General features: G+C 59.9%; 25 protein-coding genes. 16 read left to right on the top strand and 9 right to left on the bottom strand.

Translation table 11 applies throughout. The features are described from left to right. Positions 1–123 precede the first annotated feature (123 nt). From folE2 to zigA, 3 genes are read left to right on the top strand one after another with little or no spacing between them, the layout of a single operon-like run. On the top strand, positions 124–1,050 hold the full coding sequence (gene folE2 / locus HWW83_RS08395; protein ID WP_176589205.1) for a GTP cyclohydrolase FolE2: 927 nt from the start codon (positions 124–126) through the stop codon (positions 1,048–1,050). Then, on the top strand, positions 1,040–1,600 hold the full coding sequence (locus tag HWW83_RS08390) for an LbetaH domain-containing protein (RefSeq protein WP_060660657.1): 561 nt from the start codon (positions 1,040–1,042) through the stop codon (positions 1,598–1,600). The genes folE2 and HWW83_RS08390 overlap by 11 nt, the downstream gene beginning before the upstream one ends. A 10-nt stretch (positions 1,601–1,610) precedes the next feature. Next, the gene (zigA, locus tag HWW83_RS08385) at positions 1,611–2,798 is read left to right on the top strand and encodes a zinc metallochaperone GTPase ZigA (RefSeq protein ID WP_033650275.1); all 1,188 of its coding nucleotides are present in this window, start codon (positions 1,611–1,613) and stop codon (positions 2,796–2,798) included. 157 nt (positions 2,799–2,955) lie between these two features. Here zigA and HWW83_RS08380 read toward each other — a convergent pair whose 3' ends face one another. Continuing rightward, positions 2,956–3,093 (bottom strand): hypothetical protein, encoded by a 138-nt coding sequence (locus tag HWW83_RS08380; RefSeq protein WP_154582449.1) that lies wholly within the window; start codon positions 3,091–3,093, stop codon positions 2,956–2,958. Between the two features lie 83 nt (positions 3,094–3,176). On the opposite strand from HWW83_RS08380, the gene HWW83_RS08375 reads away from it, so the two are divergent. Both HWW83_RS08375 and HWW83_RS08370 read left to right on the top strand, forming a co-directional pair. Next, a complete protein-coding gene (locus tag HWW83_RS08375; protein WP_218035828.1) occupies positions 3,177–4,142 on the top strand; it encodes an SDR family NAD(P)-dependent oxidoreductase in 966 nt (321 codons plus the stop codon). 30 nt (positions 4,143–4,172) lie between these two features. Continuing rightward, on the top strand, positions 4,173–5,303 hold the full coding sequence (locus HWW83_RS08370) for an MFS transporter (RefSeq protein ID WP_060660659.1): 1,131 nt from the start codon (positions 4,173–4,175) through the stop codon (positions 5,301–5,303). Positions 5,304–5,458: 155 nt separating this feature from the next. Here HWW83_RS08370 and pspF read toward each other — a convergent pair whose 3' ends face one another. Beyond that, positions 5,459–6,466 carry a phage shock protein operon transcriptional activator gene (gene pspF / locus HWW83_RS08365; RefSeq protein WP_060660660.1) on the bottom strand — a complete coding sequence of 336 codons (1,008 nt, stop codon included), beginning with the start codon at positions 6,464–6,466 and terminating at the stop codon, positions 5,459–5,461. 184 nt (positions 6,467–6,650) lie between these two features. Here pspF and pspA point away from each other — a divergent pair, with 184 nt between their 5' ends. From pspA to tyrR, 7 genes are all read left to right on the top strand, one after another. Further along, positions 6,651–7,316, top strand: coding sequence for a phage shock protein PspA (pspA, locus tag HWW83_RS08360; RefSeq protein WP_004930555.1), 666 nt, complete (start codon positions 6,651–6,653; stop codon positions 7,314–7,316). Between the two features lie 63 nt (positions 7,317–7,379). Next, positions 7,380–7,607: an envelope stress response membrane protein PspB gene (pspB, locus tag HWW83_RS08355; RefSeq protein ID WP_004930553.1), complete on the top strand. Its 228-nt coding sequence runs from the start codon at positions 7,380–7,382 to the stop codon at positions 7,605–7,607. Continuing rightward, positions 7,607–7,966 carry an envelope stress response membrane protein PspC gene (pspC, locus tag HWW83_RS08350; RefSeq protein WP_033643233.1) on the top strand — a complete coding sequence of 120 codons (360 nt, stop codon included), beginning with the start codon at positions 7,607–7,609 and terminating at the stop codon, positions 7,964–7,966. Before pspB ends, pspC begins: the two co-directional genes overlap by 1 nt. 96 nt (positions 7,967–8,062) lie before the next feature. Further along, on the top strand, positions 8,063–8,329 hold the full coding sequence (gene pspD, locus HWW83_RS08345; protein ID WP_071845135.1) for a phage shock protein PspD: 267 nt from the start codon (positions 8,063–8,065) through the stop codon (positions 8,327–8,329). Continuing rightward, complete coding sequence (locus tag HWW83_RS08340) at positions 8,310–9,707, top strand: YcjX family GTP-binding protein (protein ID WP_176589204.1); 1,398 nt, start codon at positions 8,310–8,312, stop codon at positions 9,705–9,707. Before pspD ends, HWW83_RS08340 begins: the two co-directional genes overlap by 20 nt. Further along, positions 9,704–10,765 (top strand): YcjF family protein, encoded by a 1,062-nt coding sequence (locus HWW83_RS08335; RefSeq protein ID WP_033650280.1) that lies wholly within the window; start codon positions 9,704–9,706, stop codon positions 10,763–10,765. The genes HWW83_RS08340 and HWW83_RS08335 overlap by 4 nt, the downstream gene beginning before the upstream one ends. Before the next feature lie 313 nt (positions 10,766–11,078). Next, positions 11,079–12,650, top strand: coding sequence for a transcriptional regulator TyrR (tyrR, locus tag HWW83_RS08330; protein WP_033643230.1), 1,572 nt, complete (start codon positions 11,079–11,081; stop codon positions 12,648–12,650). 56 nt (positions 12,651–12,706) lie between these two features. Here tyrR and tpx read toward each other — a convergent pair whose 3' ends face one another. Next, positions 12,707–13,210 carry a thiol peroxidase gene (tpx, locus tag HWW83_RS08325; protein WP_004930536.1) on the bottom strand — a complete coding sequence of 168 codons (504 nt, stop codon included), beginning with the start codon at positions 13,208–13,210 and terminating at the stop codon, positions 12,707–12,709. A gap of 225 nt (positions 13,211–13,435) precedes the next feature. Here tpx and ycjG point away from each other — a divergent pair, with 225 nt between their 5' ends. After that, the gene (ycjG, locus tag HWW83_RS08320; protein WP_046687132.1) at positions 13,436–14,410 is read left to right on the top strand and encodes an L-Ala-D/L-Glu epimerase; all 975 of its coding nucleotides are present in this window, start codon (positions 13,436–13,438) and stop codon (positions 14,408–14,410) included. A 3-nt stretch (positions 14,411–14,413) separates the two neighbouring features. On the opposite strand, the gene mpaA is transcribed toward ycjG, so the two are convergent. Continuing rightward, positions 14,414–15,121: a murein tripeptide amidase MpaA gene (gene mpaA, locus HWW83_RS08315; RefSeq protein WP_116286234.1), complete on the bottom strand. Its 708-nt coding sequence runs from the start codon at positions 15,119–15,121 to the stop codon at positions 14,414–14,416. A gap of 206 nt (positions 15,122–15,327) precedes the next feature. Here mpaA and HWW83_RS08310 point away from each other — a divergent pair, with 206 nt between their 5' ends. Next, positions 15,328–15,678 carry a hypothetical protein gene (locus tag HWW83_RS08310; RefSeq protein ID WP_015378006.1) on the top strand — a complete coding sequence of 117 codons (351 nt, stop codon included), beginning with the start codon at positions 15,328–15,330 and terminating at the stop codon, positions 15,676–15,678. A 158-nt stretch (positions 15,679–15,836) separates the two neighbouring features. Next, complete coding sequence (locus tag HWW83_RS08305) at positions 15,837–17,471, top strand: peptide ABC transporter substrate-binding protein (protein ID WP_176589203.1); 1,635 nt, start codon at positions 15,837–15,839, stop codon at positions 17,469–17,471. Between the two features lie 158 nt (positions 17,472–17,629). Here HWW83_RS08305 and HWW83_RS08300 read toward each other — a convergent pair whose 3' ends face one another. From HWW83_RS08300 to HWW83_RS08290, 3 genes are all read right to left on the bottom strand, one after another. Next, entirely contained in the window at positions 17,630–17,878 is a 249-nt protein-coding gene (locus HWW83_RS08300) for a hypothetical protein (RefSeq protein ID WP_004930507.1), read from the bottom strand. A gap of 194 nt (positions 17,879–18,072) precedes the next feature. Continuing rightward, complete coding sequence (locus HWW83_RS08295) at positions 18,073–19,164, bottom strand: hypothetical protein (protein ID WP_122003873.1); 1,092 nt, start codon at positions 19,162–19,164, stop codon at positions 18,073–18,075. Continuing rightward, the gene (locus HWW83_RS08290; protein ID WP_223524914.1) at positions 19,116–19,925 is read right to left on the bottom strand and encodes a hypothetical protein; all 810 of its coding nucleotides are present in this window, start codon (positions 19,923–19,925) and stop codon (positions 19,116–19,118) included. The genes HWW83_RS08295 and HWW83_RS08290 overlap by 49 nt, the downstream gene beginning before the upstream one ends. Before the next feature lie 50 nt (positions 19,926–19,975). Here HWW83_RS08290 and zntB point away from each other — a divergent pair, with 50 nt between their 5' ends. Then, entirely contained in the window at positions 19,976–20,959 is a 984-nt protein-coding gene (gene zntB / locus HWW83_RS08285) for a zinc transporter ZntB (protein ID WP_033643224.1), read from the top strand. Between the two features lie 217 nt (positions 20,960–21,176). Here zntB and HWW83_RS08280 read toward each other — a convergent pair whose 3' ends face one another. Both HWW83_RS08280 and ttcA read right to left on the bottom strand, forming a co-directional pair. Further along, positions 21,177–21,575 carry a VOC family protein gene (locus tag HWW83_RS08280; protein WP_033643223.1) on the bottom strand — a complete coding sequence of 133 codons (399 nt, stop codon included), beginning with the start codon at positions 21,573–21,575 and terminating at the stop codon, positions 21,177–21,179. Between the two features lie 147 nt (positions 21,576–21,722). Further along, on the bottom strand, positions 21,723–22,661 hold the full coding sequence (gene ttcA, locus HWW83_RS08275; RefSeq protein WP_069100970.1) for a tRNA 2-thiocytidine(32) synthetase TtcA: 939 nt from the start codon (positions 22,659–22,661) through the stop codon (positions 21,723–21,725). Positions 22,662–22,827 lie beyond the last annotated feature (166 nt).

Raw genomic sequence — 22,827 nt, 5'->3', positions numbered from 1 at the left:
GTTTTCTGCGACTTGATTGATCAGCCCGTTCAGCGGCAAGAAAAAAGTTTTCCATATTATGTTATAATATAACAAAATCATGTTACCGTTCCCCGGCAAAGTCACAATAACGCAAGGGGATGTATGAACGAAGTTGCACTTCCACCACGCCGTTCGCTGCCGGATGCTCAGGCATGGCGCGGCGAAATGAGTGATGTCGGGCTCGATTGGGTCGGGATGCAAGGGATCGCGCTGCCGCTGGAGCTGGCCTGCAAGCCATTGATGGCGAAGGTCGACGCCGGTATCAACCTGCGCGCCGAAGCGGCGGGCGAGCGCGGCATTCACATGTCGCGGCTGTATCTGGCGCTGGACGAGTTGACGCAGGGCGAGCTGACGCCGCAGCGCATCGGCCGAACGCTGCAGGCCTTTTTGGCTTCGCAGCCGGAACACAGCGATCGCGCCAGCTTGTCGATCAGTGGCGAGCTGTTGCTGTCACGCCCGGCGCTGCTGTCGCCGCAGCGCGGCTGGAAAGCCTATCCGCTGCGCATCGAGGCCACTCTGACGGATACGCTGACGCTGGCGCTGACCGTCGGCGTGCCTTATTCCTCCACCTGCCCGAGTTCGGCGGCGCTCAGCCGTCAGTTGGCGCAGCAACAGTTCCAGTTTGATTTTGAACAGGCGGCGGAGCGGGTCAGCCAACGGCAGGTGAGCGAGTGGCTGCTGGAGCAAGGGATGCCGGCCACCCCCCACAGCCAGCGCAGCTGGGCCTGGATCACCGTGACGCCCGAGAATGAACGGGCGTTTGAGCCGGTGAAACTGATTGATCGCATCGAACACGCGCTGGGCACGCCGGTGCAAACGCTGGTGAAACGCCGCGACGAACAGGCCTTCGCATTGGCCAACGGTCAGAATCTGATGTTTTGCGAGGACGCGGCGCGCCGTCTGTATCGCATGCTGCGCAGCCAGTGCGACTACCGCGCTTTTTCGCTGCGCGTCGAGCATCAGGAGAGCCTGCATGCCCACAATGCGGTGGCGGAGCTGAGCTGGCGGGGAGAACACCATGCTGCGTAAAAACCCCAGTGGCCATCTGCCGCAGGTCTCGCCGCTGGCCTACATCGATCCCACCGCCATTATTTGCGGCCGGGTGATCGTCGAAGACTTCGTTTACGTCGGCCCTTATGCGGTAATTCGCGCCGACGAGTTGAACGCCGTCGGCGACATGGAGCCGATCGTTATCGGCTCGCACTCCAATATTCAGGACGGCGTGGTGATCCATTCCAAGAGCGGGGCGGCGGTGACTATTGGCCGTTACAGCTCGATCGCCCACCGCGCCATTGTGCACGGCCCGTGCCGCATCGACGATCGGGTGTTTATCGGCTTCAACAGCGTGCTGTTCAACTGCCACGTTCAGTCCGGCTGCGTGGTGCGCTACAACGCGGTCGTGGACGGCGTGACGCTGCCGGAAAACCGCTATATCCCCTCGACCGAGCGCGTGGGGCCGGACAGCGACCTGTCGCGCTATCGCCAGGTCGATCGCAGCGCGCTGCAGTTTTCGGAAGAAGTGGCCGCCACCAACGTCGAACTGGTGCGCGGTTACCAGGCATTACGCAATGAATTTTAATGAGGTCCCCATGAAACAACTTCCCGTGACCGTGCTTTCCGGCTTTCTCGGCGCCGGCAAGACTACGGTGCTGAACCACATCCTGAACAACCGGCAGGGCATGCGCGTGGCGGTGATCGTCAACGACATGAGCGAGGTGAATATCGACGCTGCGCTGGTGGAGAATGAAGTGCGCCTCGATCGCCAGCAGGAGAAGCTGGTGGAGATGAGCAACGGCTGCATCTGCTGCACGCTGCGCGAAGACCTGCTGGTGTCGGTGCGCGAGCTGGCGCAGGACGGGCGCTTCGATTATCTGTTGATCGAATCGAGCGGCATCTCCGAACCGCTGCCGGTGGCGGAAACCTTTACCTTTGAGGATGAACAAGGGGAAAGCCTGTCGCAGTTCGCCCGGCTGGATACCCTGGTGACGGTGGTCGACGGGGTGAATTTCATCCGGCAATACCAGCAGGCGCAAAGCCTGCAGGAGGCCGGCCAAAGCCTGGGCGAGGACGATCTGCGCAGCGTGGCGGACCTGTTGATTGAGCAAATTGAATTTTGCGACGTGATCCTGGTCAGCAAGACCGATCTGTTGACGCCAACGCAGCAGGGTGAAGTGATGGCGCTGCTGGCCAGCCTGAATCCCGACGCCCGCATTGTGCCGATCGCGCCGGGCAAACTGCCGCTGGAGGCGGTGCTGAATACCGGCAGCTTCAGTTTTGAAAAGGCGCAGCAGGCGCCCGGCTGGCTGAAAGAGCTGCGCGGCGAACACGTGCCGGAGACGGAAAGCTACGGCATCAGCAGCTTTGTCTATCAGGCGCGGCGGCCGTTTGCGCCGGACAAGTTCTACCGCGTGATCAACGGCGACTGGGGCGGCGGCAAGCTGCTGCGTTCGAAAGGCTTCTTCTGGCTGGCGACGCGGCCGCGGCAGGCCGGGCAGTGGAGCCAGGCCGGCGGCATCGCCCATTACGGCCTGGCGGGCACCTTTTGGCGCGCGATCCCGCAAGACAATTGGCCGCAAGATCCGCAAACGCGGGCGCATATTCAGGAGAAATGGGTGGAGCCGTTCGGCGACATGCGCCAGGAGCTGGTGTTTATCGGCCAGCACTTGCAACAGGCGGCGATCGTGCGTCTGCTGGACGACTGCCTGCTGAGCGACGACGAAATGGCCGCCGGCGTGGACTATTGGCTGGAGATGGCAGACCCGTTCCCTGAGTGGTAATTGCGCAATCTTCGTGTGGTAATGAGAAAAATTCTCAACAAAGTGCTTTACAGACGATACTGATAACTATTATCATCGCCTGGCAGTTCACGGAAGGCCACAGTTTGCGGCTCTGATGTGGAAGGCACGACATTGCTCACATTGCTTCCAGTGTTTTTTAAGCCAGCTCGGGTGCTGGCTTTTTTTTTGCCTGTTTCAGACCGGAAACCTCGCCTGGCGAGCCGCCATGCTCCACTTTTTTCTTTTTCGCCGCGTAACCTGGACGATCTCGACAGAAGTTCGGGGTTTCATGCATTCACAGTCCCGTGACGGAATTTCATACTCCTTCTCATCGACGCGCCGGCTGCGTTTGGCCGGCCACTGTTAACCGTGAGGAGAATGCCTGTGATTACCCAACAAACCCCCATCAAGTCAGGATTCGGGCCCAAAACGACCGCCGGCGAGGTGCTCGCGAGCCAGGATCTGTCAGGCACGCTGGCCATCGTCACCGGTGGCCATTCAGGCCTCGGTCTGGAGACGACGCTGGCGCTGGCCGACGCCGGCGCACGGGTTATCGTCGCTTGCCGGGCACCGGCGGCAGCCAAAGCGGTGTTAGGGCTGAGCGCCGGCGTCGAGATCGCCGAACTCGATCTCGCCGATTTGAACAGCGTGCGTCGTTTCGCTGCAGACTTTACCGCATCGAGCCTACGGGCGGATATCGTCATCAATAACGCCGGGGTGATGGCATGCCCGGAGGCGCGGGTGGGGAACGGTTGGGAAAGGCAGTTCGCCACCAACCATCTCGGCCACTATGCGCTGACTAATTTGCTGTGGCCGACCATTGCCGATGGCGGGCGGGTGGTCACCGTCTCCTCCGCCGGGCATCACCATTCGGCGATCCGCTGGGAAGATGTGCAGTTCGAACGCGGTTACGACAAGTGGCTGGCGTATGGTCAGTCGAAGACGGCGAATGCCCTGTTCGCCGTCTGGTTGGATCTTCTGGGCCGCTCGCGGGGGATCCGCGCATTTAGCCTGCATCCGGGTAGCATCGCCACGCCGCTGCAGCGGCACATATCGAGAGCAGAGATGATAGCCCTGGGCTGGATGGACGAAGAGGGCAATCCGGCCGATCCCGATGCCCTTAAAACGCCTCAGCAGGGGGCTGCTACGCAGGTCTGGGCCGCCACCTCACCGCAGTTGCAGGGATTAGGGGGCCTCTACTGCGAGGATGGCGATATTGCCGGCATCGTCGCCCACGACAGTCAGGCGCTGGTCGGCGTGAAGGAATACGCGATCGACCCGGAACAGGCGCAGCGTCTGTGGGCGCTTTCGGCATCGCTGACCGGCATTGATGCCTTCGCCTGACCAGGCCGCTAATCGGATAAGGGGGAGCCCATGATGTCGATGATGAAAGAAAAAAATCTGGCGATATCCAGCATGTTTTTCATGCTGGGGCTGTGTTTCGGCAGTTTGAGTTCAAGGATGGCGACGATCAAGGGAGGGCTTGCGTTGTCTGACGGCGTATTCGGCACCGTCCTGTTCGCCATGTCGGCCGGCGTGGTCGTGTCGCTGCCGATATCGGGATGGGCGATCGCCAAACTCGGCAGCAGGGTGGTCGGCGTCGCGGCTATTCTGTTCAACGCCACGCTTTTGCTTCTGGTGCCCTTCGCCGCGACGGTCCTGCAACTGGCGGTGCTGCTGTTTTTATGCGGGTTCGCTTACAGCGCGGTCAATGTCTCGAACAACATGCAGGCCAGTATCGCCGAGGCGGTCAGCGGTAAAACGAGGCTGCCGTTCTTTCACGGTATATGGGGCGTGGCGGGGTTCGTCGGCGCAGGGATCGGGGCGTTAATGATCGGTCGGGATGTCGCCTTGCCGCTGCACTTTGCGGGCATAGCGGCGGTGGCTCTGATGTCCGCCTTGCTGTGTCGGCGGGCATTGTTCGACAAACCGGAACTGGAACAGACCGGGCGCGCTTTCGCCATCCCGGACCGCTCGCTGTTCAACTATGGCCTGATCGTTTTCTGCTCGATGGCTTGTGAGGGCATTATGTATGACTGGAGCGTCGTTTATTTTCAGGACGTCGTCTCGGTCGATCGAAAATACATCGGCCTGGGTTTTACGGTATTTATGGCGGCCATGACGATCGGCCGGCTCATGCTGAACCGGTTCGTGGATCGGATCGGAGTGAGAAGAACGTTGCAATGGGGCGGGATGCTGGCATTCACCGGCATGACGCTAACGACCTGGTTACCGGGTTTGGTGACGTCGATAATCGGTTTTTTCCTGGTTGGGCTTGGCATTTGCGCCATTATTCCGCTGGTTGCGGGGGCGGCCGCAAGGTCTTCTTCCATGGCGCCAAGCGCCGCCATCGCGGCAGTGCTGACCATCGGTTTTCTGGGGACGCTGATCGGGCCGCCGTTAATCGGGTTCTTATCCGAAACTGTCGGTTTGCGCTATGCCTTTCTGGTCTGCGTCGCGTTGTCGCTCGGCGTCATTTATCGGGCAGGAAAAATACCGCTGTGATCTTACAAGAAGGTGATTCATCGGCGGGCTATCCGCAGATAGACGTGACCGTCGAGAAAGGCCGGCCTCTCCAGGCGGCCGTTCTCAGGCCACATCTCTCAACCTGGGGCTAATAGCTGACGGCCGGGAAAGACCGGCACCCAATCCCCGCGTTGCTAATCCTCGTCTTGCTCGCCGTTTTGCAGCAGCGCATGCTTTTTCAGCATACCGCGTAGCTGATGGTAGGTGAGCCCCAGCAGCTGCGCCGCCTTGCGCTGGTTGAATCGCCCTTGCTGCAGCGCTGCTTCGATCAGCGCCTTCTCTTGCTCCAACTGCCAGTTTTTCAGCTCGAGCGGCAGCGCCGGCAACGCGCTGGCGCCTTCAGGGGCAGGCGTAAGCGGTGTGGCCTCGCGTGGCGCAAACGGGTTGATGACGATCTCATCCAGCGGGTTGTCGCTGTCGCCGTGACGATAGACCGAACGTTCCACCACGTTTTTCAGTTCGCGCACGTTGCCCGGCCAGCCGTAGTTGAGCAACGTCTGCCTGGCGCGTTCGGTAAAGCCGGGAAACAGCGGCAGCGCCAGCTCACGGCACATTTGAATGGCGAAGTGCTCGGCCAGCAACATGATATCGGGCCGGCGTTGGCGCAGCGGCGGCAGCTGCACCACGTCGAACGCCAGCCGATCCAGCAGATCGGCGCGGAACTTGCCCGCCGCCGCCAGCGCCGGCAGATCGTCGTTGGTGGCGCACACCAGGCGCACATCTACCCGCAGCGGCTGGCTGCCGCCCACGCGTTCCAGCTGGCCGTATTCGATCACCCGCAGCAATTTCTCCTGCACCAGCATTGGCGCGGTCGCCAGCTCATCGAGGAACAGCGTGCCGCCGTCGGCGCGCTCGAAGCGGCCCAGATGACGTTTCTGCGCACCGGTAAAGGCACCGGCCTCGTGGCCGAACAGCTCGGAATCCAGCAGGTTTTCATTCAGCGCCGCACAGTTGAGCGAGATGAACGGCCCTTGCCAACGGTTGGAGAGGTAGTGCAGACGATGGGCGATCAGCTCTTTACCGGTGCCGCGCTCGCCGATCACCAGCACCGGTTTGTTCAGCTTTGCCACCTGGGAGACTTGCTCCAATACTTCGACAAAGGCGTTTGCTTCGCCCAACAAATTCTCTGGCTGTTCGTTCATGATGAAATTCGCCAATGTTTGGTGAAAATAATCACTCTACAGCAAGCGCGCAGAGAGTCAAAAATAAAGAGTTGTTGTTTTTCAATTAGATAAAAGTTGGCACGGGTTTTGATTATCTCTTTGGGCAAGCTGTACGACTTAACGCGGCGCTTCAGACGCCATCAGAACCAAGAGGAAGTGAATTATGGGTATTTTTTCTCGTTTTGCCGACATCGTGAACGCCAACATCAACACCCTGCTGGACAAGGCGGAAGATCCGCAGAAGCTGGTGCGGTTGATGATCCAAGAGATGGAAGACACGCTGGTTGAAGTCCGTTCTACGTCGGCGCGCGCGCTGGCGGAGAAAAAGCAGTTGCTGCGTCGCATCGAGCAGGGTGAAAGCCAGGTAAGCGACTGGCAGGAAAAAGCCGAGCTGGCGCTGCGCAAAGATAAAGAAGACTTGGCCCGCGCGGCGCTGATCGAAAAACAAAAGGTTGCCGACCTGATCGCCACGCTGACGCAAGAAGTGGCGACCGTAGAAGAAACGTTGGCGCGCATGAAGAGCGAAATCGGTGAGCTGGAAAACAAGCTGACCGAAACCCGCGCGCGGCAGCAGGCGCTGGCGCTGCGCCATCAGGCCGCATCTTCCTCGCGCGAGGTGCGCCGTCAGCTCGACAGCGGCAAGCTGGATGAGGCGATGGCGCGTTTCGAACAGTTCGAACGTCGCATCGACCATATGGAAGCCGAAGCGGAAAGCATCAGCATCGGTAAAAAGAAGTCGCTGGACCAGGAGTTTGCCGAGCTGAAAGCCGACGACGCCATCAGTGAGCAACTGGCGGCGCTGAAAGCCAAGATGAACCGCTCCGAGTAAGGCGAACCGCGGCCACACGCCGGAGGTGGCCGCCTATCCAGGATCCGATAAGAAGGAATAACAATGAGTGCTTTATTACTTGCCATTCCGCTGACAATTTTCGTGCTGTTTGTCGCGCCGATTTGGCTTTGGCTGCATTACAGCAATCGGCAACAGACCGGCATCCAGCTGAGTCAGCAAGAAATGCAGCGCCTGGCGCAGCTGGCGGAAGACGCCAAACGCATGCGTGAACGCATTCAGGCGCTGGAAGAGATCCTCGATGCGGAACACCCGAACTGGAGACAGTCCTGATGAGCATGACGCTGGGCAGTAAAAAGCTTTATCGCGTACCCGAAGAAGGCATGGTAAAAGGCGTCTGCGCCGGTCTGGCTCACTATTTCGACGTGCCGGTGCGCCTGATCCGCGTGATGGTGGTGCTGTCGCTGTTCTTTGGGCTGTTTTTCTTCACGCTGGTGGCCTATATCGCGCTGGTGTTCGTGTTGGACGAAGCGCCGGCCAGCCGTTTCGAGGGCGAGCATCAGAAGACGCCGCGCCAGTTGCTCGATCAGCTGGAATATGAGCTGGGCAGCGGCGAACAGCAGCTGCGTCAGGTCGAGCGTTACGTGACGTCCGACACCTTCGGCGTTCAGAGCCGCTTCCGCAAGCTGTAACCCTTCTTGCGATACCCGGCCTGCGCAGGCCGGGTATCTTCGCCGCCGTTATCCCGTTGAATGTAACCTTAATCTCTTGTGCCGGAGGGCATTGTCATGAATAAAATCGATGTTGCGAACACCGTCAGAACGGGTGGATTTAAACGAGGAGCGGCGGCAATGTTGAAGACATTGGCTAAAGTCATCATCATAGCGTTATTGAACTATGGCCCGGCGGGCGCCGCCGGCTGGTTGCTGAAGACCGTCGGCCGCAAACCGGTGCGCGTCGTGCTGGCGCTGGTGCTGGAACCGCTGTTCCGTAAAGGCCTGAACAAGGCATTCGGGCGTTACGTCAAGGAGAGCAATGAAACGACTGCAAAATGAGTTAACCTCGCTGGTCAACCGCGGAATGGATCGCCATCTGCGCCTGGCGGTGACCGGCCTGAGCCGCAGCGGCAAAACCGCCTTTATCACCGCCTTCGTCAATCAACTGCTGCATGTGCACAGCGGCGCGCGCATGCCGCTGTTTTCACCGGTGCGCGAAGAACGCCTGCTGGGCGTCAAGCGCATCCCGCAGCGCGATCTCGGCATCCAGCGTTTCACCTACGACGAAGGGCTGGCGCAGCTGTACGGCGCGCCGCCGGCCTGGCCGACGCCGACGCGCGGCGTCAGCGAAATCCGACTGGCGCTGCGCTACCGCTCCAACGACTCGTTGCTGCGCCATTTCAAAGACACCTCCACGCTGTACCTGGAGATCGTCGATTATCCGGGCGAATGGTTGCTGGATCTGCCGATGCTCGAGCAGGATTACCTGGCCTGGTCGCGGCAGATGACCGGGCTGCTGCAGGGGGAACGCGCCGAATGGGCCAAGCCCTGGCTTGACCTGTGTAAAACCTGCGATCCGCTGGCCCCGGCCGACGAAAATCGCCTGGCGGCGATCGCCCAGGCCTACACCGATTATCTGTTGCGCTGCAAAAGCGAAGGTCTGCACTTCATTCAGCCGGGCCGTTTTGTGCTGCCGGGCGACATGGCCGGCGCACCGGCGCTGCAGTTTTTCCCGTGGCCCGATGTTGCCGCGGCGGGCGAGTCGAAACTGGCGCAGGCCGACAAACACACCAATATCGGCATGCTGCGCGCTCGGTTCAATTATTACTGTCAGTCGGTCGTCAAAAACTTCTATAAAGAGCATTTCGTCCGTTTCGATCGGCAAATCGTGCTGGTTGACTGCCTGCAGCCGCTCAACAGCGGCCCGCAGGCGTTCAACGACATGCGCCTGGCGCTGACCCAACTGATGCAGAGTTTCCATTACGGCAAACGCACGCTGTTTCGCCGCTTGTTCTCGCCGACCATCGACAAACTGATGTTCGCCGCCACCAAGGCGGACCACATCACCGCCGATCAGCACGCCAATCTGGTGTCGTTGCTGCAGCAGCTGGTGCAAGAGGCGTGGCAGAACGCAGCGTTCGAAGGCATCAGCATGGATTGCGTCGGCCTGGCCTCGGTGCAGGCGACCGAGAGCGGCATTGTCGATCATCAGGGGCAGCGTATTCCGGCGCTGAAGGGCAATCGCCTCAGCGACGGCGCGCCGCTGACGGTGTTCCCCGGCGAAGTGCCGGCCCGTTTGCCGGGGCCGGCGTTCTGGCAGAGCCAGGGATTCCACTTCGATGAGTTTCGCCCGCGCGCCATGAGCGTGGACAGCCCGTTGCCGCATATCCGTCTGGATGCGGTGATGGAATTTTTACTGGGAGACAAATTGCGATGAGCGAGCCGATCAAACCGCGTATCGATTTTGACGAGCCGTTGCAGCCGCCGCAGGAACCGACGTTGCGTGCCGGCGTTGCTTTCGACGCCGAGCAGGCGGAGAGCTTCTTTCCGGCGGCGCCGGAGCTGCAGCAGGAGGAGGAAGAAGGGCGCGCCGAGGGCATCATCAACGCTGCGCTGAAGCCGAAACGCAGCCTGTGGCGCAAAATGGTCACCGCCGGGCTGGCGCTGTTCGGCGTCAGCGTGGTGGCGCAGGGCGTGCAGTGGGTGCATACCGCCTGGGTGCAGCAGGACTGGATCGCCATGGGCGGCGGCGTGGCCGGAGGCCTGATCGTGTTCGCCGGCGTCGGTTCGGTGGTCACCGAGTGGCGGCGTTTGTATCGGCTGCGCCAGCGCGCGGAAGAGCGCGACGTGGCGCGCGAGCTGTTGCACAGCCACGGACTGGGGCAAGGGCGCGAATTCTGCGAGAAGCTGGCGCGCCAGGCCGGGCTGGATCAGGGGCATCCGGCGCTGCAGCGCTGGCAGGCCTCGCTGCATGAAACCCAAAATGACCGTGAAGTGGTGGAGCTGTACGCCAAACTGGTGCAGCCGGTGCTCGACAACCAAGCGCGGCGCGAAATCAGCCGCTCCGCCGCCGAATCGACGCTGATGATTGCCGTCAGCCCGTTGGCGCTGGTGGATATGGCGTTTATCGCCTGGCGCAACATCCGTTTGATTAACCGCATCGCCGCGTTGTATGGCATCGAACTGGGCTACTTCAGCCGCATTCGTTTGTTCCGGTTGGTGCTGCTCAACATCGCCTTTGCCGGCGCCTCCGAACTGGTGCGCGAAGTGGGCATGGACTGGATGTCGCAGGATCTGGCGGCGCGGCTGTCGGCGCGCGCGGCGCAGGGCATCGGCGCCGGGTTGTTGACCGCGCGGCTGGGCATCAAGGCGATGGAACTGTGTCGCCCGCTGCCGTGGCTGGAAGGGGAAAAACCGAAGCTTGGCGATTTCCGCAGCCAGCTGATCGGCCAATTGAAAGACACGCTGAAAAAGAGCGACGGCAAGGCCAAATAACCCCGCGACGGCGCTCCTGGCAGCGCCGTTATTTCACCGGCGCCAACGCCGGACGTAATCGAGACTTGACGATAGTCGATCCCCCTGTGCTTGCGTGATAAATACCTGCAAAATTAAATCTGTTTGTGATAACTCTCTGTTTGTGGGCTAAAATGACGCCGATGCTGTTATTCGCTTGCGTTTAAAATCAGCAACCACGGCAATAAATCAGAGTTCTGTCAACTTTTGCTGACAGATCGCTTCTACCGCCCGGTGCGAGGGAGTATCATCATCGCTAACGATCCCCGCACCTGCAGAGATAAGGCCAACACTGATGCGTTTGGAAGTATTTTGCGAAGACCGCCTCGGTCTCACTCGAGAATTACTCGATCTTTTGGTATCGCGCAGCATTGACTTACGTGGCATCGAGATCGATCCCATCGGCCGCATTTACCTCAATTTCTCCCAGCTGGACTTCGATACTTTCCGCGCGCTGATGGCGGAGATCCGCCGCATCGCCGGCGTGACCGACGTGCGCACCGTCAGCTTTATGCCTTCCGAACGCGAGCATCGCGCGCTGCGTGCGCTGCTGGAGTCGATGCCGGAGCCGGTGTTCTCTATCGACATGAAGGGCAAGGTCGAGCTGGCCAATCCGGCGGCGCTGGCGTTGTTCAGCCTGAACGAAGACAAGATCCGCAACCAGACCGCCGGGGCGCTGATCGGCGGCTATAACTTCAGCCGCTGGCTGGAGAGTGAGCATACGGCGCCGCACTCAGAACGGGTGGTGATCCGCAGCCAGGACTTCCTGATGGACATTACGCCTATCTATCTGGAGGACGAACAGCAACAGCCGGCTGCGGTCGGCGCGGTGGTGATGTTGAAGTCCACCGCGCGCATGGGTCGCCAACTGCAAAATCTGTCGGTGAACGACGATACCGAATTCGATCACATCGTCGCGGTGAGCGCCAAGATGCGTCACGTGCTGGAGCAGGCGCGCAAACTGGCGATGCTCGATGCGCCGCTGCTGATCGTGGGCGATACCGGCACCGGCAAGGATATTCTGGCTCGCGCCTGCCACCTGCGCAGCCCGCGCGGCAAACAGCCGTTCCTGGCGCTGAACTGCGCCGCGCTGCCGGATGACGTGGTGGAGAGCGAGCTGTTCGGCCATGCGCCGGGCGCTTATCCCAACGCGCTGGAAGGCAAAAAGGGCTTCTTCGAGCAGGCCAACGGCGGTTCGGTGCTGCTGGATGAGATTGGCGAAATGTCGCCGCGCATGCAGACCAAACTGTTGCGTTTTCTCAATGACGGCACGTTCCGCCGGGTCGGCGAAGAGCATGAGGTGCACGTCGACGTGCGCGTGATCTGCGCCACCCAGAAGAACCTGACCGAGCTGGTGCAGCGCGGCGAATTCCGCGAAGACCTCTATTATCGCCTCAACGTGCTGACCATCACCATTCCGCCGCTGCGCGAACGTCCGCAGGACATCATGCCGCTGACCGAGCTGTTCGTGGCGCGCTTCGCCGATGAGCAGGGCGTGGCGCGGCCCAAGCTGGCGAACGATCTGGGCAGCTTCCTCAGCAAATACGGCTGGCCGGGTAACGTGCGCCAGCTGAAAAACGCCATCTACCGCGCGCTGACGCAAACCGAAGGCTACGAACTGCGGCCGCAGGATATCGTGTTGCCGGAGTTCGAGGTGGAGATGTCGCTGGGCGACGAGGTGCTGGACGGTTCACTGGACGACATCAGCAAGCGTTTTGAGCGCTCGGTGCTGACGCGCCTGTATCGCACCTATCCCAGCACCCGCAAGCTGGCGAAGCGGTTGGGCGTTTCCCATACCGCCATCGCCAACAAGCTGCGCGAGTATGGCCTGAGCAGCCGCAAAGGCGGCGCTGAGGGCGAAGAATAAAAAAGGCGCCTTGCGGCGCCTTCCCGTGTATCCAAAGCCGGCGTTCGCCGGCTTTATTATTTCAGCGCTGCCAGCGCCGCGTCGTAATCCGGCTCGGTGGTGATTTCGTTCACCAGCTCGCTGTACAGCACGTTGTCCTGGCCATCCAGCACCACGACCGCACGCGCGGTCAGGCCCGCCAATGGACCTTCGGCGATTTCAACGCCGTACGCCTGTTTGAACTCGGCGCCGCGCAGGGTGGACAGCGTGACCACGTTGCTCAGGCCTTCCGCGCCGCAGAAACGAGACTGGGCGAACGGCAGATCGGCGGAGATGCACAGCACCACGGTGTTATCCAGGCCGCTGGCCAACTGGTTGAATTTACGCACCGACGTCGCGCAGACGCCGGTATCGATGCTTGGGAAGATGTTCAGGACTTTGCGTTTACCCGCGAAGCTGCTCAGCGCTACGTCTGACAGGTCTTTGGCAACCAGCGAGAAGGCCTTGGCCTGTTCGCCCTGCTGTGGCAGTTTGCCCGCTACGCTGACCGGATTGCCTTGAAAATGTACTGTCTGAGTCATTGCTAGATTCCTTTTACAGGTGTTTATACAAAGGGTATGAACCTGATGAAACGGCGCGCCGGCGACGGCTGTTAACATCAGGTTCACACCCTGACGCCAGTTTATGACAAGCGGGGCGGATTGGATATCAAAGTTTGCTAAATAGTTGTATATATTAGGCTGTTCTATAAAACATCACCGGCGCATCAGCCTGCCTGGATGCGCAGTTTTCGCTCAGGAGCCGTTATGAGAGACATGCGTTTTTACCCGGAAGCCTGGCCGCTGCACACCGCCTTCGTGATCGCGCGCGGCAGCCGCACCGAAGCCAGGGTGGTGGTGGTCGAAATCGAACAGCAGGGCGTGCGCGGCGTCGGCGAATGCACGCCGTATCCGCGCTATGGCGAGAGCGAGGAATCGGTGATGACGCAGCTGGCTGAGATGGCGCCGGCGATCGCGCAAGGCATCACCCGCGAGCAGCTACTGACGCAGATGCCGGCGGGCGCGGCCCGCAACGCGCTGGACTCGGCGCTGTGGGATTTGGAGTGTGGTCTGCACGGGCAGAGCCTGTGGCAGCGCAGCGGCGTGACGGCGCCGGCGCAGATCCGCATGGCGCAGACCGTCAGCATCGGAACGCCGGAAGCGATGGCCTTCGCCGCGCGTGAGCTGGAGCGGCAGGGCGCCACGCTGCTGAAGATCAAACTCGACGATCACTATATCAGCGAGCGGCTGGTGGCGATCCGCGCCGCGGTGCCGCAGGCGACGCTGATTGTCGACGCCAATGAATCCTGGCAGGCGGAAGGGCTGGCGGCGCGCTGCCAGCTGTTGGCCGATCTCGGCGTAGCGATGCTGGAGCAGCCGCTGCCGGCCGGTGACGACGCCGCATTGGAACACTTTATTCATCCGCTGCCGATCTGCGCCGATGAGAGCTGCCACACCCGCGCCGATCTGCCGCGGCTGGCGCAACGCTATCAGATGGTCAACATCAAACTGGACAAAACCGGCGGCTTGACCGAGGCGCTGGCACTGGCGCAGGCCGCGCGCGAACAGGGATTCGCCATCATGCTCGGCTGCATGTTGTGCACGTCGCGGGCGATATCCGCCGCCTTGCCGCTGGCGCCGGCGGCGCGCTTCGTCGATCTGGACGGCCCGACCTGGCTGGCGCGGGACGTCGAACCGGGTCTGGCGTTCGAATGCGGGGCGATCGTCGATCTCGCCCCGTAGGGATTAATTCGGGTAGGTCAGCAGTTCGATCATGGCGTTGATGTAGCGCTCGCTGGCGGCATCGGCGGAGATCGGCGGGAATTCGGCGGTGATGCACGGCAGCGACAGATCCGCGCACCAGCTGCCGAACGAACCGGGCGTTTCATAGCCGACGCTGGTCACCAGCGGCAGCTCGAACTTGTGCGACAGCCAAACGCCGAGCCGCGAGCTGGCGGGATCTTCGATGCAGGCCAGCGGCTCATGGAACGACACCACCCAATGCGGCTTCAGGCGATGGATCAGATGACACAGCGCCTGGGTTTCCGGTTCGGAGCCGGGACGCCCGCCGGTGGAGAGCCTGACGTCGCGCACCGGCGCCGCGCTGTTCCAGCGATAGACGGTGTCGCCGGAGCGCCAGTTGGCGGCCGGGAAGTTGCGGTTCAGATCGACGCCGTTGGCATTGGCGCGCAGCCCCAGCTGACAGCCGTCGGGGTTGACCGCCAGCACCACGTGGTGGCGCAACTGTTCGGGGGCGATGCTGCGCAGCGCGCAGGACAGGGTTACGATGGCGGCGCTTTCATCGCCGTGGGTGCCGGCGATGATCAGCCCGGTTTCCGGGCCGCTGACCGCCGCCGGGAAATAGAGCAGCGGCGCGCCCAGCAGCGAGCTGCCGTAGTTCTCTCCTGCGACGGCCAACTGGCCACGTTCACTGCGCGGTCGATGTTCGGTCATGGTGTTGTCCCTGAGTTAAAGGCCGAGAGTCATTGTCATTTTATTCAGTGTATTACGCTTTGAGACATCTTTCCCATCGCAATTGTGCGGCGTTTGCGCGATCTGTGATGCGGTAGCGGCGAAAATGCCAATTAAACCGCACCTGGCCTGAGGCTGTTGTTATACTAACGGCAGAGCTAAGCCAATCACCCGCAAGAGGATTTAACATGCCAGTAGCCAGAATCATCGCCAGCTATAGCGAAAATGAAAATGACACCATCACGCTGCTGTGCGGCGTAGACGCTGAAAACCAGATCCGTCAGGGCGAATGGTTCGGCGTGGTGAAAAATGACGACGGGCGCGGGGACGAATCGAACTATCCGTTCACCCTGCATATCGATTACCAGAAAGATGCCTTCTATCTCGATTACGGCTACGACGACGCGGATGCGCGTCAGCTGCAAAAAACCGATATCTCGGCCCGTCCGCTGGCTGAGAAAGGCTTTTTCACCGTGTTCGATGAAGAAGAGGGTGAAGAGTTCAGCTACCGCATCAACAGCATCCACCTGTACGACTGACGGTCGCTGCCGCAATCCCACCCGTGCCGCCCTGCGCCGCACGGGTTTTTTATCGCCTGAATCGCACTTTTTGCAACTTCTCGCCCGCGGGCTCTAGGCCGGATGGATCTTGTGCTATATGATAAAAAATTCAGATGGTTAACGGGGGACAAATCATAATGACGGGAAAAAAAATGCAACGGGGTTTTCGTTTGGCGCTCTGCGCGGCGGCGATCGGCGCCTGTATGAGCAGCGCCATGGCGGCGCAGGTTCCCCCGGGCACCGCGCTGGCGGACAAACAGGAAATCGTGCGCCACATTAAAGACGAACCGGCCTCGCTCGATCCGATCAAAGCGGTTGGCTTGCCGGAGGCTCAGCTGGCGCGCGAGCTGTTCGAAGGGCTGGTCAATCAGGACGCCAACGGGAAAGTGATCCCCGGCGTCGCCACCCGCTGGCAGACCAGCGACAATCAGACTTATATTTTCTATCTGCGTAAAGACGCGCGTTGGTCAAACGGTGACCCTGTCACGGCAAAAGACTTCGTCTACAGCTGGCAGCGGCTGGTAGAACCGAAAAATCTGTCGCCGTTCGCCTGGTTCGCGCAGCTGGCGGGGATCCAGAACGCCGAGCAGATCATCAGCGGCAAACTGCCGGCCGATCGCTTGGGCGTATCGGCGCCGGATGACTACACGCTCAAGGTGCAGTTGGACAAGCCGGTGCCGTACTTCGTCAGCCTGACGGCCAACTTCAGCCTGTTCCCGGTGAATAAGGCGGTGGTGGAAAAATACGGCAACGACTGGACCAAGGTCGGCAATCTGGTGGGCAACGGCGCGTTCAAACTGCAGGAGCGGGTGGTGAACGAGAAGCTGGTGCTGACGCCTAACGACCATTACTGGGATCATGCGCGCACCGTGCTGACCAAAGTGACCTTCGTGCCGATCAACCAGGAATCCAACGCCACCAAGCGTTACCTGGCGGGTGACATCGACATCACCGAATCCTTCCCGAAAAACATGTATCAGAAGCTGCTGAAAGACATCCCGGGGCAGGTGTACACCCCGGATCAGCTCGGCACCTATTATTACGCGTTCAACACCCAGCGTGCGCCGACCAACGACGTGCGGGTGCGTCAGGCTTTGTCCTACGCCATCGATCGCAAGATTATCGCGGAGAAAGTGTTGGGCACCGGTGAAAAACCGGCTTATCATTTCACGCCGGACGTCACCGCCGGGTTCAAACCCGAGGCGAGTTTGCTGCAACAGCAGCCGCAGGCGGAGCTGGACGCACAGGCCAAGGCCTTGCTGCAGTCGGCCGGTTACGGCCCGAACAACCCGCTGAAGCTGACGCTGCTGTATAACACTTCCGAGAGCCACCAGAAGATCGCCATCGCCGTGGCCTCGATGTGGAAGAAAAAGCTGGGGATTGACGTCAAGTTGCAAAACCAAGAGTGGAAAACTTACATCGACAGCCGCAATACCGGCAATTTCGATGTGATCCGCGCCTCCTGGGTGGGTGACTATAACGAGGCGTCGACCTTCCTGTCGCTGCTGACCTCCACCCACAGCGGCAATATCGCCAAGTTCAAGAACGCGGACTACGACAAGCTGCTGGCGCAGGCGGGGCGGGAAACCAACCCGGCGGCGGTGACTGCCGATTACAACAAGATGGAACAGATCATTGCCGATCAGGCGCCAATCGCGCCGATATACCAATACACCAACGGCCGCCTGATCAAACCGTGGGTAAAAGGCTACCCGATCACCAATCCGGAAGACGTGGCCTATAGCCAAACGATGTATATCATCAAACACTGAGTGGGCTTATTTATCGCCCCCGCGCAATGCGGGGGCGTTATTTTCTCGACGGCGAAACCACGAGGCTAATTAATTTTTCCACGCGATAAACCCCGTTTAATAATAAACAGGGTTGCCATCATCACATTAATATTGTCTATTTCAGAGAGCGGTTACGCTTACAGACAGTCCCGCATGGCGTCCACCACTACGCGGCCACTCATATCGGTCTGAGTAATGCGGTAGCTGGTGGGATAAGAACGACGGGTACTGAAACGATCGTGGACGGAGACCTTGCCAATTTGCAGGCCGGCGGCGTTTTTCACCACAAACTCACTGATCTCTTCCTGGCCCTGGTTTTGCAAATGGATATTGCTGATTTTTTCCAGCGTATCGCTGGCGTTTATTTTTAAATGGTCGCGTAACATAACTACCTCCTCGTAGTGAGAAAAGTATATGCCCCTAAAATTTGCGCTGAAACAGCTTTGTGTTGATTTATTATTATCATTTTGAATTAAAATTGATAGCAATATGTTAAGTCATAATAATAACGGCATTACCAGCGCTTTATCGGCGATATTGTCTGATTTATCGGCAATGGTTTATTTCAATGCCGTTATTATTAGTCTGCATTAATGGAGAACAGCGCTTGCCTGGCCGCCGGCGCGGGAAAGACGCAGGCGACGTTGTGTCCGCAGCCGGGAACGAGGGTTAACCGATGCGGCTTCTCCGGCGCCAGATAGCGCCGGTCATAGTCGGCATAGGCCAGGGCGCGCTGCAACCGGTAGGGACCCTGCAGCTGGGCGGCGCAGGATTTGTCGAGTATCCGATAGTAGGCCCCCGGCGCGGTGCCGGTATCACCGTCTGCGGCCAGGTAGGTGATATCCGCCGCCGCATAACGCCGGCGGGCTGCGTCGGCGGTGCGCTGCAGGTGAACGGGAAGCGCTTCCGTACCATATTTCCACTGGTTAGCCTGTGGGCACTGGCCGGCGTCCAGCGTTTGCCAGCGGAAGCGACAGGTTTTTTCACTGCCACAGAGCTCCGGGTGAAGGGGCTGGGGACGCAGGTTGTCAAAATAGAGCCAGCTGCCCGGATCGGCGACGACATAGCGCAGACGCACTCCGTCCGGCGGGTTGGCGAAGCCGACATAATGCTGCACGAATTGGGCGCCGGCGGAGAAACCGGCGACGGTGATCGACTGCAACGACGGCCAGCGCCGTTTCAGATCGGCCAGCAGGTTATCCATGGCGTTGAACGAGCCGGTTTTCCCGCCATTATCCAAACCGCCTTCGATCCAGGAGCCGCAGCGCCACAGGGCGTCCCCCTCTTGCGGCGCCGGCAGCCCGGCGGAACGGCAGCGGGCGGCAAGCGTCTCCGGCACCTGGAACAGCGGGGCGACCAGCAAGCTGTTGTCTCCCGCTCCCTGCGCGGCGTCGATCGCCGCTTGCAATGTCTTGGCGACATCGCGCGGGTGGCCGTGCATCACCACCAGCGCGGTGCGCGGCTGGGGGGAGTGAGCGTGCGCGACAAAATAAGGCAGTGAACCCGCCGCCGTCGGCGCGTGATAGGGCGTGGCGAGGCGTTCTAACACCGGCTCTGCACGAGCCGATTGGGCGAACAGCAGCAGGGCGGCCATTGCGATGCAACGCAGGCGGCGCATTCTCGTCAGGTTCGGCGCAGCGCAGCGCGCAGTTGTCTCAGGACTTCCCGGCATCGTTGTTCCTCACGCGCTCGTTGATAGTAGCGATAAAAGGCGCGTTCCGAACTGAGGTTGCCCGCGCGTGCCAGCTGCCTGAAGGTCAGGTATGCCAGGCTGAACATAATGATAATAAATAATAAACCGGGGAACAGCAGCTGCCAGCCGTCGGTGATGCGCGCATTAGGCAGATAGCGGAGTGAATAGGGCGTAATCAATACCCCTAACTGCTGCAGCCCCCATTGAGTCAACGCAGGGAACAGCACCAGCAACGTAACGAACACCAAATACAGCAAGAAATAGCGACAGGAAAGCAAGAAACGCTTGAACGCGTTATTGGCGCTTGGCCGCAAAACGAAGCCTGCGGGCGTGGCGCGCAAGATTTGCTGACGGCCACCGGTGAAACGATAGCGTTCCAGCGCCGCTACGCTATCCGGCAATGCCAGCAGCAGCTGCAGCGCAACAAGGCCGGCACTGCGGTTGCCGATATAGTCGCGAAACCGCAACAGACGTATGGGGGCGCTTTGGGGCTTCTCGACGGATTCGAGCAGGTTTAACAGCTTATCGTGGTTTTCCCGCCGAATGCGAAAAGGCGTTTTGACCACGGCGATAAACAGCGTAATGACGGTCGGTAGGACGATTTTCAAGATATCTGCGGTGCTGATTTGTAACATGCGAGTTTCCTCTCGGGCTGTCTTGCGTTCCTGGCAGCAGAAGTATAGACCACGCTTATGGGACAACATGAAAACTGGCGTTACAGCTTGGTCTTTGATCTCCAAGGCGTTAACGCTAGACTCAGCAACATAAGCAAGACTGAGGGGATAAATGAATGGATGTGATTGAGGGGAGCGAGCTGCAGGTCGCCGACGCGGTCTACGCCTACCAGCTGGATGGCAAGGGCGGCGTCACGCCGATCGAGCGGGATGACAAGATCACCTGCGACGCGCCTTGCTGGCTGCATCTTGATTACGCGCACCCGGCCAGCGCCGAATGGCTGAGCACCACGCCGCTGCTGCCGGACTCGGTGCGCGAAGCGCTCTCCGGCGAAAGCTCACGGCCGCGCGTCAGCCGCCAGGGCGAAGGCACCATGATCACGCTGCGCAGCATCAACTTTAACGCCAACTCACGGCCGGACCAGTTGGTCACCATTCGCGTGTACATCACCGATAAACTGATTATCTCCACGCGGCACCGCAAGGTGTATTCCATCGATCAGGTGGTGAACGATTTGCAAAGCGGCGCCGGGCCGACCAACAGCGGCAACTGGCTGGTGGAGATTTCCGATGCGTTGACCGATCACACCAGCGAATTCATTGAGGATCTGCACGACAAGATTATCGATCTGGAGGACGCCTTGCTGGAACAGCAGGTGCCGGAGCGTGGCCAGCTGGCGTTGATCCGTAAACAGCTTATCGTGCTGCGCCGTTACATGGCGCCGCAGCGTGACGTTTTCGCACGGCTGGCCAGCGACCGCCTGCCGTGGATGAGCGACGACGATCGCCGCCGCATGCAGGACATCGCGGATCGCCTGGGGCGCGGGTTGGACGATCTGGACGGCAGCATCGCGCGCACCGCCATCTTGTCCGACGAAATTACCACGGTGATGGCCGACGCGATGAACCGCCGCACTTACACCATGTCGCTGTTGGCGATGGTATTTCTGCCGACCACCTTCCTGACCGGGCTGTTTGGCGTCAACCTTGGCGGCATACCGGGCGGCGGCAACCCCTTCGGTTTCGCGGCATTTTGCCTGATGCTGGTCGGGTTGGTGCTTGGCGTCGCCTGGTGGCTGAAGCGCAGCCGCTGGCTGTAGGCGAAAATGACGAAAACCCGGTTAACATTGAGCAAAATCAACATTTAGCCGGGGGAAATGGGGCATGATCTCTCTCGCAGGTGAATGCAACGTCAAGCGATGGGCGTTGCGCTCCATAATTGTCTTACTTTCTTATTTTTGAATTACTGCATAGCACATTTGATTCGTACAATGCCGGTTTAATCACCGGCATTTTTTTATTCGATTTCTCTCTTCCTCAGGCCGCGCTTTCATCCCAGAAGCTGGCTTCAATCTTGTGCCCATCCAAATCACGGACAAAGCAGCCGTAGTAAGCCTCACCGTAGTGCGGCCGCGAACCGGGCGCGCCTTCATCGACGGCGCCGGCCAGCAGCGCCTGGCGATGGAATTCATCCACCTGCTGCTTGCTGGTCGCGAAAAAACCGACGTGCGTGCCGTTGCCGGGTGAAGCGGGCTGGCCGTCGATCGGCACCTGCAGCCAGAACTCCGGGTAGTCACGGCCATAACCGATCGCGCCGGGATGCTCCAGCACCCGTCGGCAACCCAAGGCGGCCAGCGTGCGATCGTAAAAGGCCGCGGCGGCGACGAAATCGTTCGAGCCCAGCGAGACGTGGGACAGGCAGGGGGTGATATTCATTGCGCGATCTCCATATGACTGTATAAATGCACAGTATAGGGTAAAAACGGCATCGCCCAGCAAATTATGCGCAAACTGTGAACAGGATCGAGATCGTCGAGAGAGGGAAAAGATCGCCGCTCGCAGGGTGGCGAGCGGCGAGGGGACTTATTTGATTTCCAGCACGTCCAAACGCGCCGGCACAGGCGCCGCGTCGTCCGAATCTTCCGGCTGCCAGCCGACCGGCTGCATCGGAATGTCTTCGCGATCGAAGGCCAAATCGCCGCCGTCCACCACCGCGCTGCCGTGGTGAATGCCTTTGAAATCGAACAGATTGATATCGCTCAGGTGCGAAGGCACCACGTTTTGCATGGCGCTGAACATGGTTTCCAGCCGGCCTGGGTAACGTTTGTCCCAGTCGCGCAGCATGTCGCCGATCACCTGGCGCTGCAAATTAGGCTGAGAGCCGCACAGATTGCATGGAATAATCGGGAACGCTTTGGCGATCGAGAAACGCTCGATGTCTTTTTCGCGGCAATAGGCCAGCGGGCGAATGACCACGTGCTTGCCGTCGTCGCTCATCAGTTTGGGCGGCATGCCTTTCATCTTGCCGCCGTAGAACATGTTGAGGAACAGCGTCTGCAGAATATCGTCGCGGTGGTGGCCCAGCGCGATCTTGGTGGCGCCCAGTTCGGTGGCGGTGCGATACAAAATGCCGCGGCGCAGGCGCGAGCACAGTGAACAGGTGGTTTTGCCTTCCGGGATCTTGTCTTTAACGATGCTGTAGGTGTTTTCTTCGACGATCTTGTACTCCACCCCCAAGCCTTCCAGGTAAGCAGGCAGAATATGCTCAGGGAAGCCGGGCTGTTTCTGGTCGAGATTCACCGCCACCAGCGAGAAATTGATCGGCGCGCTCTGCTGCAGATTGCGCAGGATCTCCAGCATGGTGTAGCTGTCTTTGCCGCCGGACAGACAGACCATGATGCGGTCGCCTTCTTCAATCATATTGAAATCGGCGATCGCTTCGCCCACGTTGCGGCGCAGGCGTTTTTGCAATTTGTTCAGGTTGTACTGCTCTTTTTGGCTAACGGATTGCTTTTCTGACATTTAAATCGTGCTCATTCTCAATGGGGGGCACTAGGGGCATGGCGTTGTAGACCGCGAGTTTACCATTCAACCGGCCGATTTTGATCATTATTCATCATCCAGCTTCCACGCGCCCGACGCGAGGCCTGTATGGTACGGATTGCGCGCAGGAATGCCAGCAGGTTTT

Origin of the sequence: Serratia ureilytica, assembly GCF_013375155.1 — a bacterium.
Taxonomy (GTDB): Bacteria; Pseudomonadota; Gammaproteobacteria; order Enterobacterales; family Enterobacteriaceae; genus Serratia; species Serratia ureilytica.
Note: the sequence above shows the minus strand (reverse complement) of the source record. Positions and strands in the feature narration are given on the sequence as shown.

Coding starts and splice junctions, on each gene's coding strand:
- folE2 (WP_176589205.1), top strand. CDS start 124: ATGAACGAAGTTGCACTTCCACCACGCCGTTCGCTGCCGGATGCTCAG.
- HWW83_RS08390 (WP_060660657.1), top strand. CDS start 1,040: ATGCTGCGTAAAAACCCCAGTGGCCATCTGCCGCAGGTCTCGCCGCTG.
- zigA (WP_033650275.1), top strand. CDS start 1,611: ATGAAACAACTTCCCGTGACCGTGCTTTCCGGCTTTCTCGGCGCCGGC.
- HWW83_RS08380 (WP_154582449.1), bottom strand. CDS start 3,093: ATGCATGAAACCCCGAACTTCTGTCGAGATCGTCCAGGTTACGCGGCG.
- HWW83_RS08375 (WP_218035828.1), top strand. CDS start 3,177: ATGCCTGTGATTACCCAACAAACCCCCATCAAGTCAGGATTCGGGCCC.
- HWW83_RS08370 (WP_060660659.1), top strand. CDS start 4,173: ATGATGTCGATGATGAAAGAAAAAAATCTGGCGATATCCAGCATGTTT.
- pspF (WP_060660660.1), bottom strand. CDS start 6,466: ATGAACGAACAGCCAGAGAATTTGTTGGGCGAAGCAAACGCCTTTGTC.
- pspA (WP_004930555.1), top strand. CDS start 6,651: ATGGGTATTTTTTCTCGTTTTGCCGACATCGTGAACGCCAACATCAAC.
- pspB (WP_004930553.1), top strand. CDS start 7,380: ATGAGTGCTTTATTACTTGCCATTCCGCTGACAATTTTCGTGCTGTTT.
- pspC (WP_033643233.1), top strand. CDS start 7,607: ATGAGCATGACGCTGGGCAGTAAAAAGCTTTATCGCGTACCCGAAGAA.
- pspD (WP_071845135.1), top strand. CDS start 8,063: ATGAATAAAATCGATGTTGCGAACACCGTCAGAACGGGTGGATTTAAA.
- HWW83_RS08340 (WP_176589204.1), top strand. CDS start 8,310: ATGAAACGACTGCAAAATGAGTTAACCTCGCTGGTCAACCGCGGAATG.
- HWW83_RS08335 (WP_033650280.1), top strand. CDS start 9,704: ATGAGCGAGCCGATCAAACCGCGTATCGATTTTGACGAGCCGTTGCAG.
- tyrR (WP_033643230.1), top strand. CDS start 11,079: ATGCGTTTGGAAGTATTTTGCGAAGACCGCCTCGGTCTCACTCGAGAA.
- tpx (WP_004930536.1), bottom strand. CDS start 13,210: ATGACTCAGACAGTACATTTTCAAGGCAATCCGGTCAGCGTAGCGGGC.
- ycjG (WP_046687132.1), top strand. CDS start 13,436: ATGAGAGACATGCGTTTTTACCCGGAAGCCTGGCCGCTGCACACCGCC.
- mpaA (WP_116286234.1), bottom strand. CDS start 15,121: ATGACCGAACATCGACCGCGCAGTGAACGTGGCCAGTTGGCCGTCGCA.
- HWW83_RS08310 (WP_015378006.1), top strand. CDS start 15,328: ATGCCAGTAGCCAGAATCATCGCCAGCTATAGCGAAAATGAAAATGAC.
- HWW83_RS08305 (WP_176589203.1), top strand. CDS start 15,837: ATGACGGGAAAAAAAATGCAACGGGGTTTTCGTTTGGCGCTCTGCGCG.
- HWW83_RS08300 (WP_004930507.1), bottom strand. CDS start 17,878: ATGTTACGCGACCATTTAAAAATAAACGCCAGCGATACGCTGGAAAAA.
- HWW83_RS08295 (WP_122003873.1), bottom strand. CDS start 19,164: ATGCCGGGAAGTCCTGAGACAACTGCGCGCTGCGCTGCGCCGAACCTG.
- zntB (WP_033643224.1), top strand. CDS start 19,976: ATGGATGTGATTGAGGGGAGCGAGCTGCAGGTCGCCGACGCGGTCTAC.
- HWW83_RS08280 (WP_033643223.1), bottom strand. CDS start 21,575: ATGAATATCACCCCCTGCCTGTCCCACGTCTCGCTGGGCTCGAACGAT.
- ttcA (WP_069100970.1), bottom strand. CDS start 22,661: ATGTCAGAAAAGCAATCCGTTAGCCAAAAAGAGCAGTACAACCTGAAC.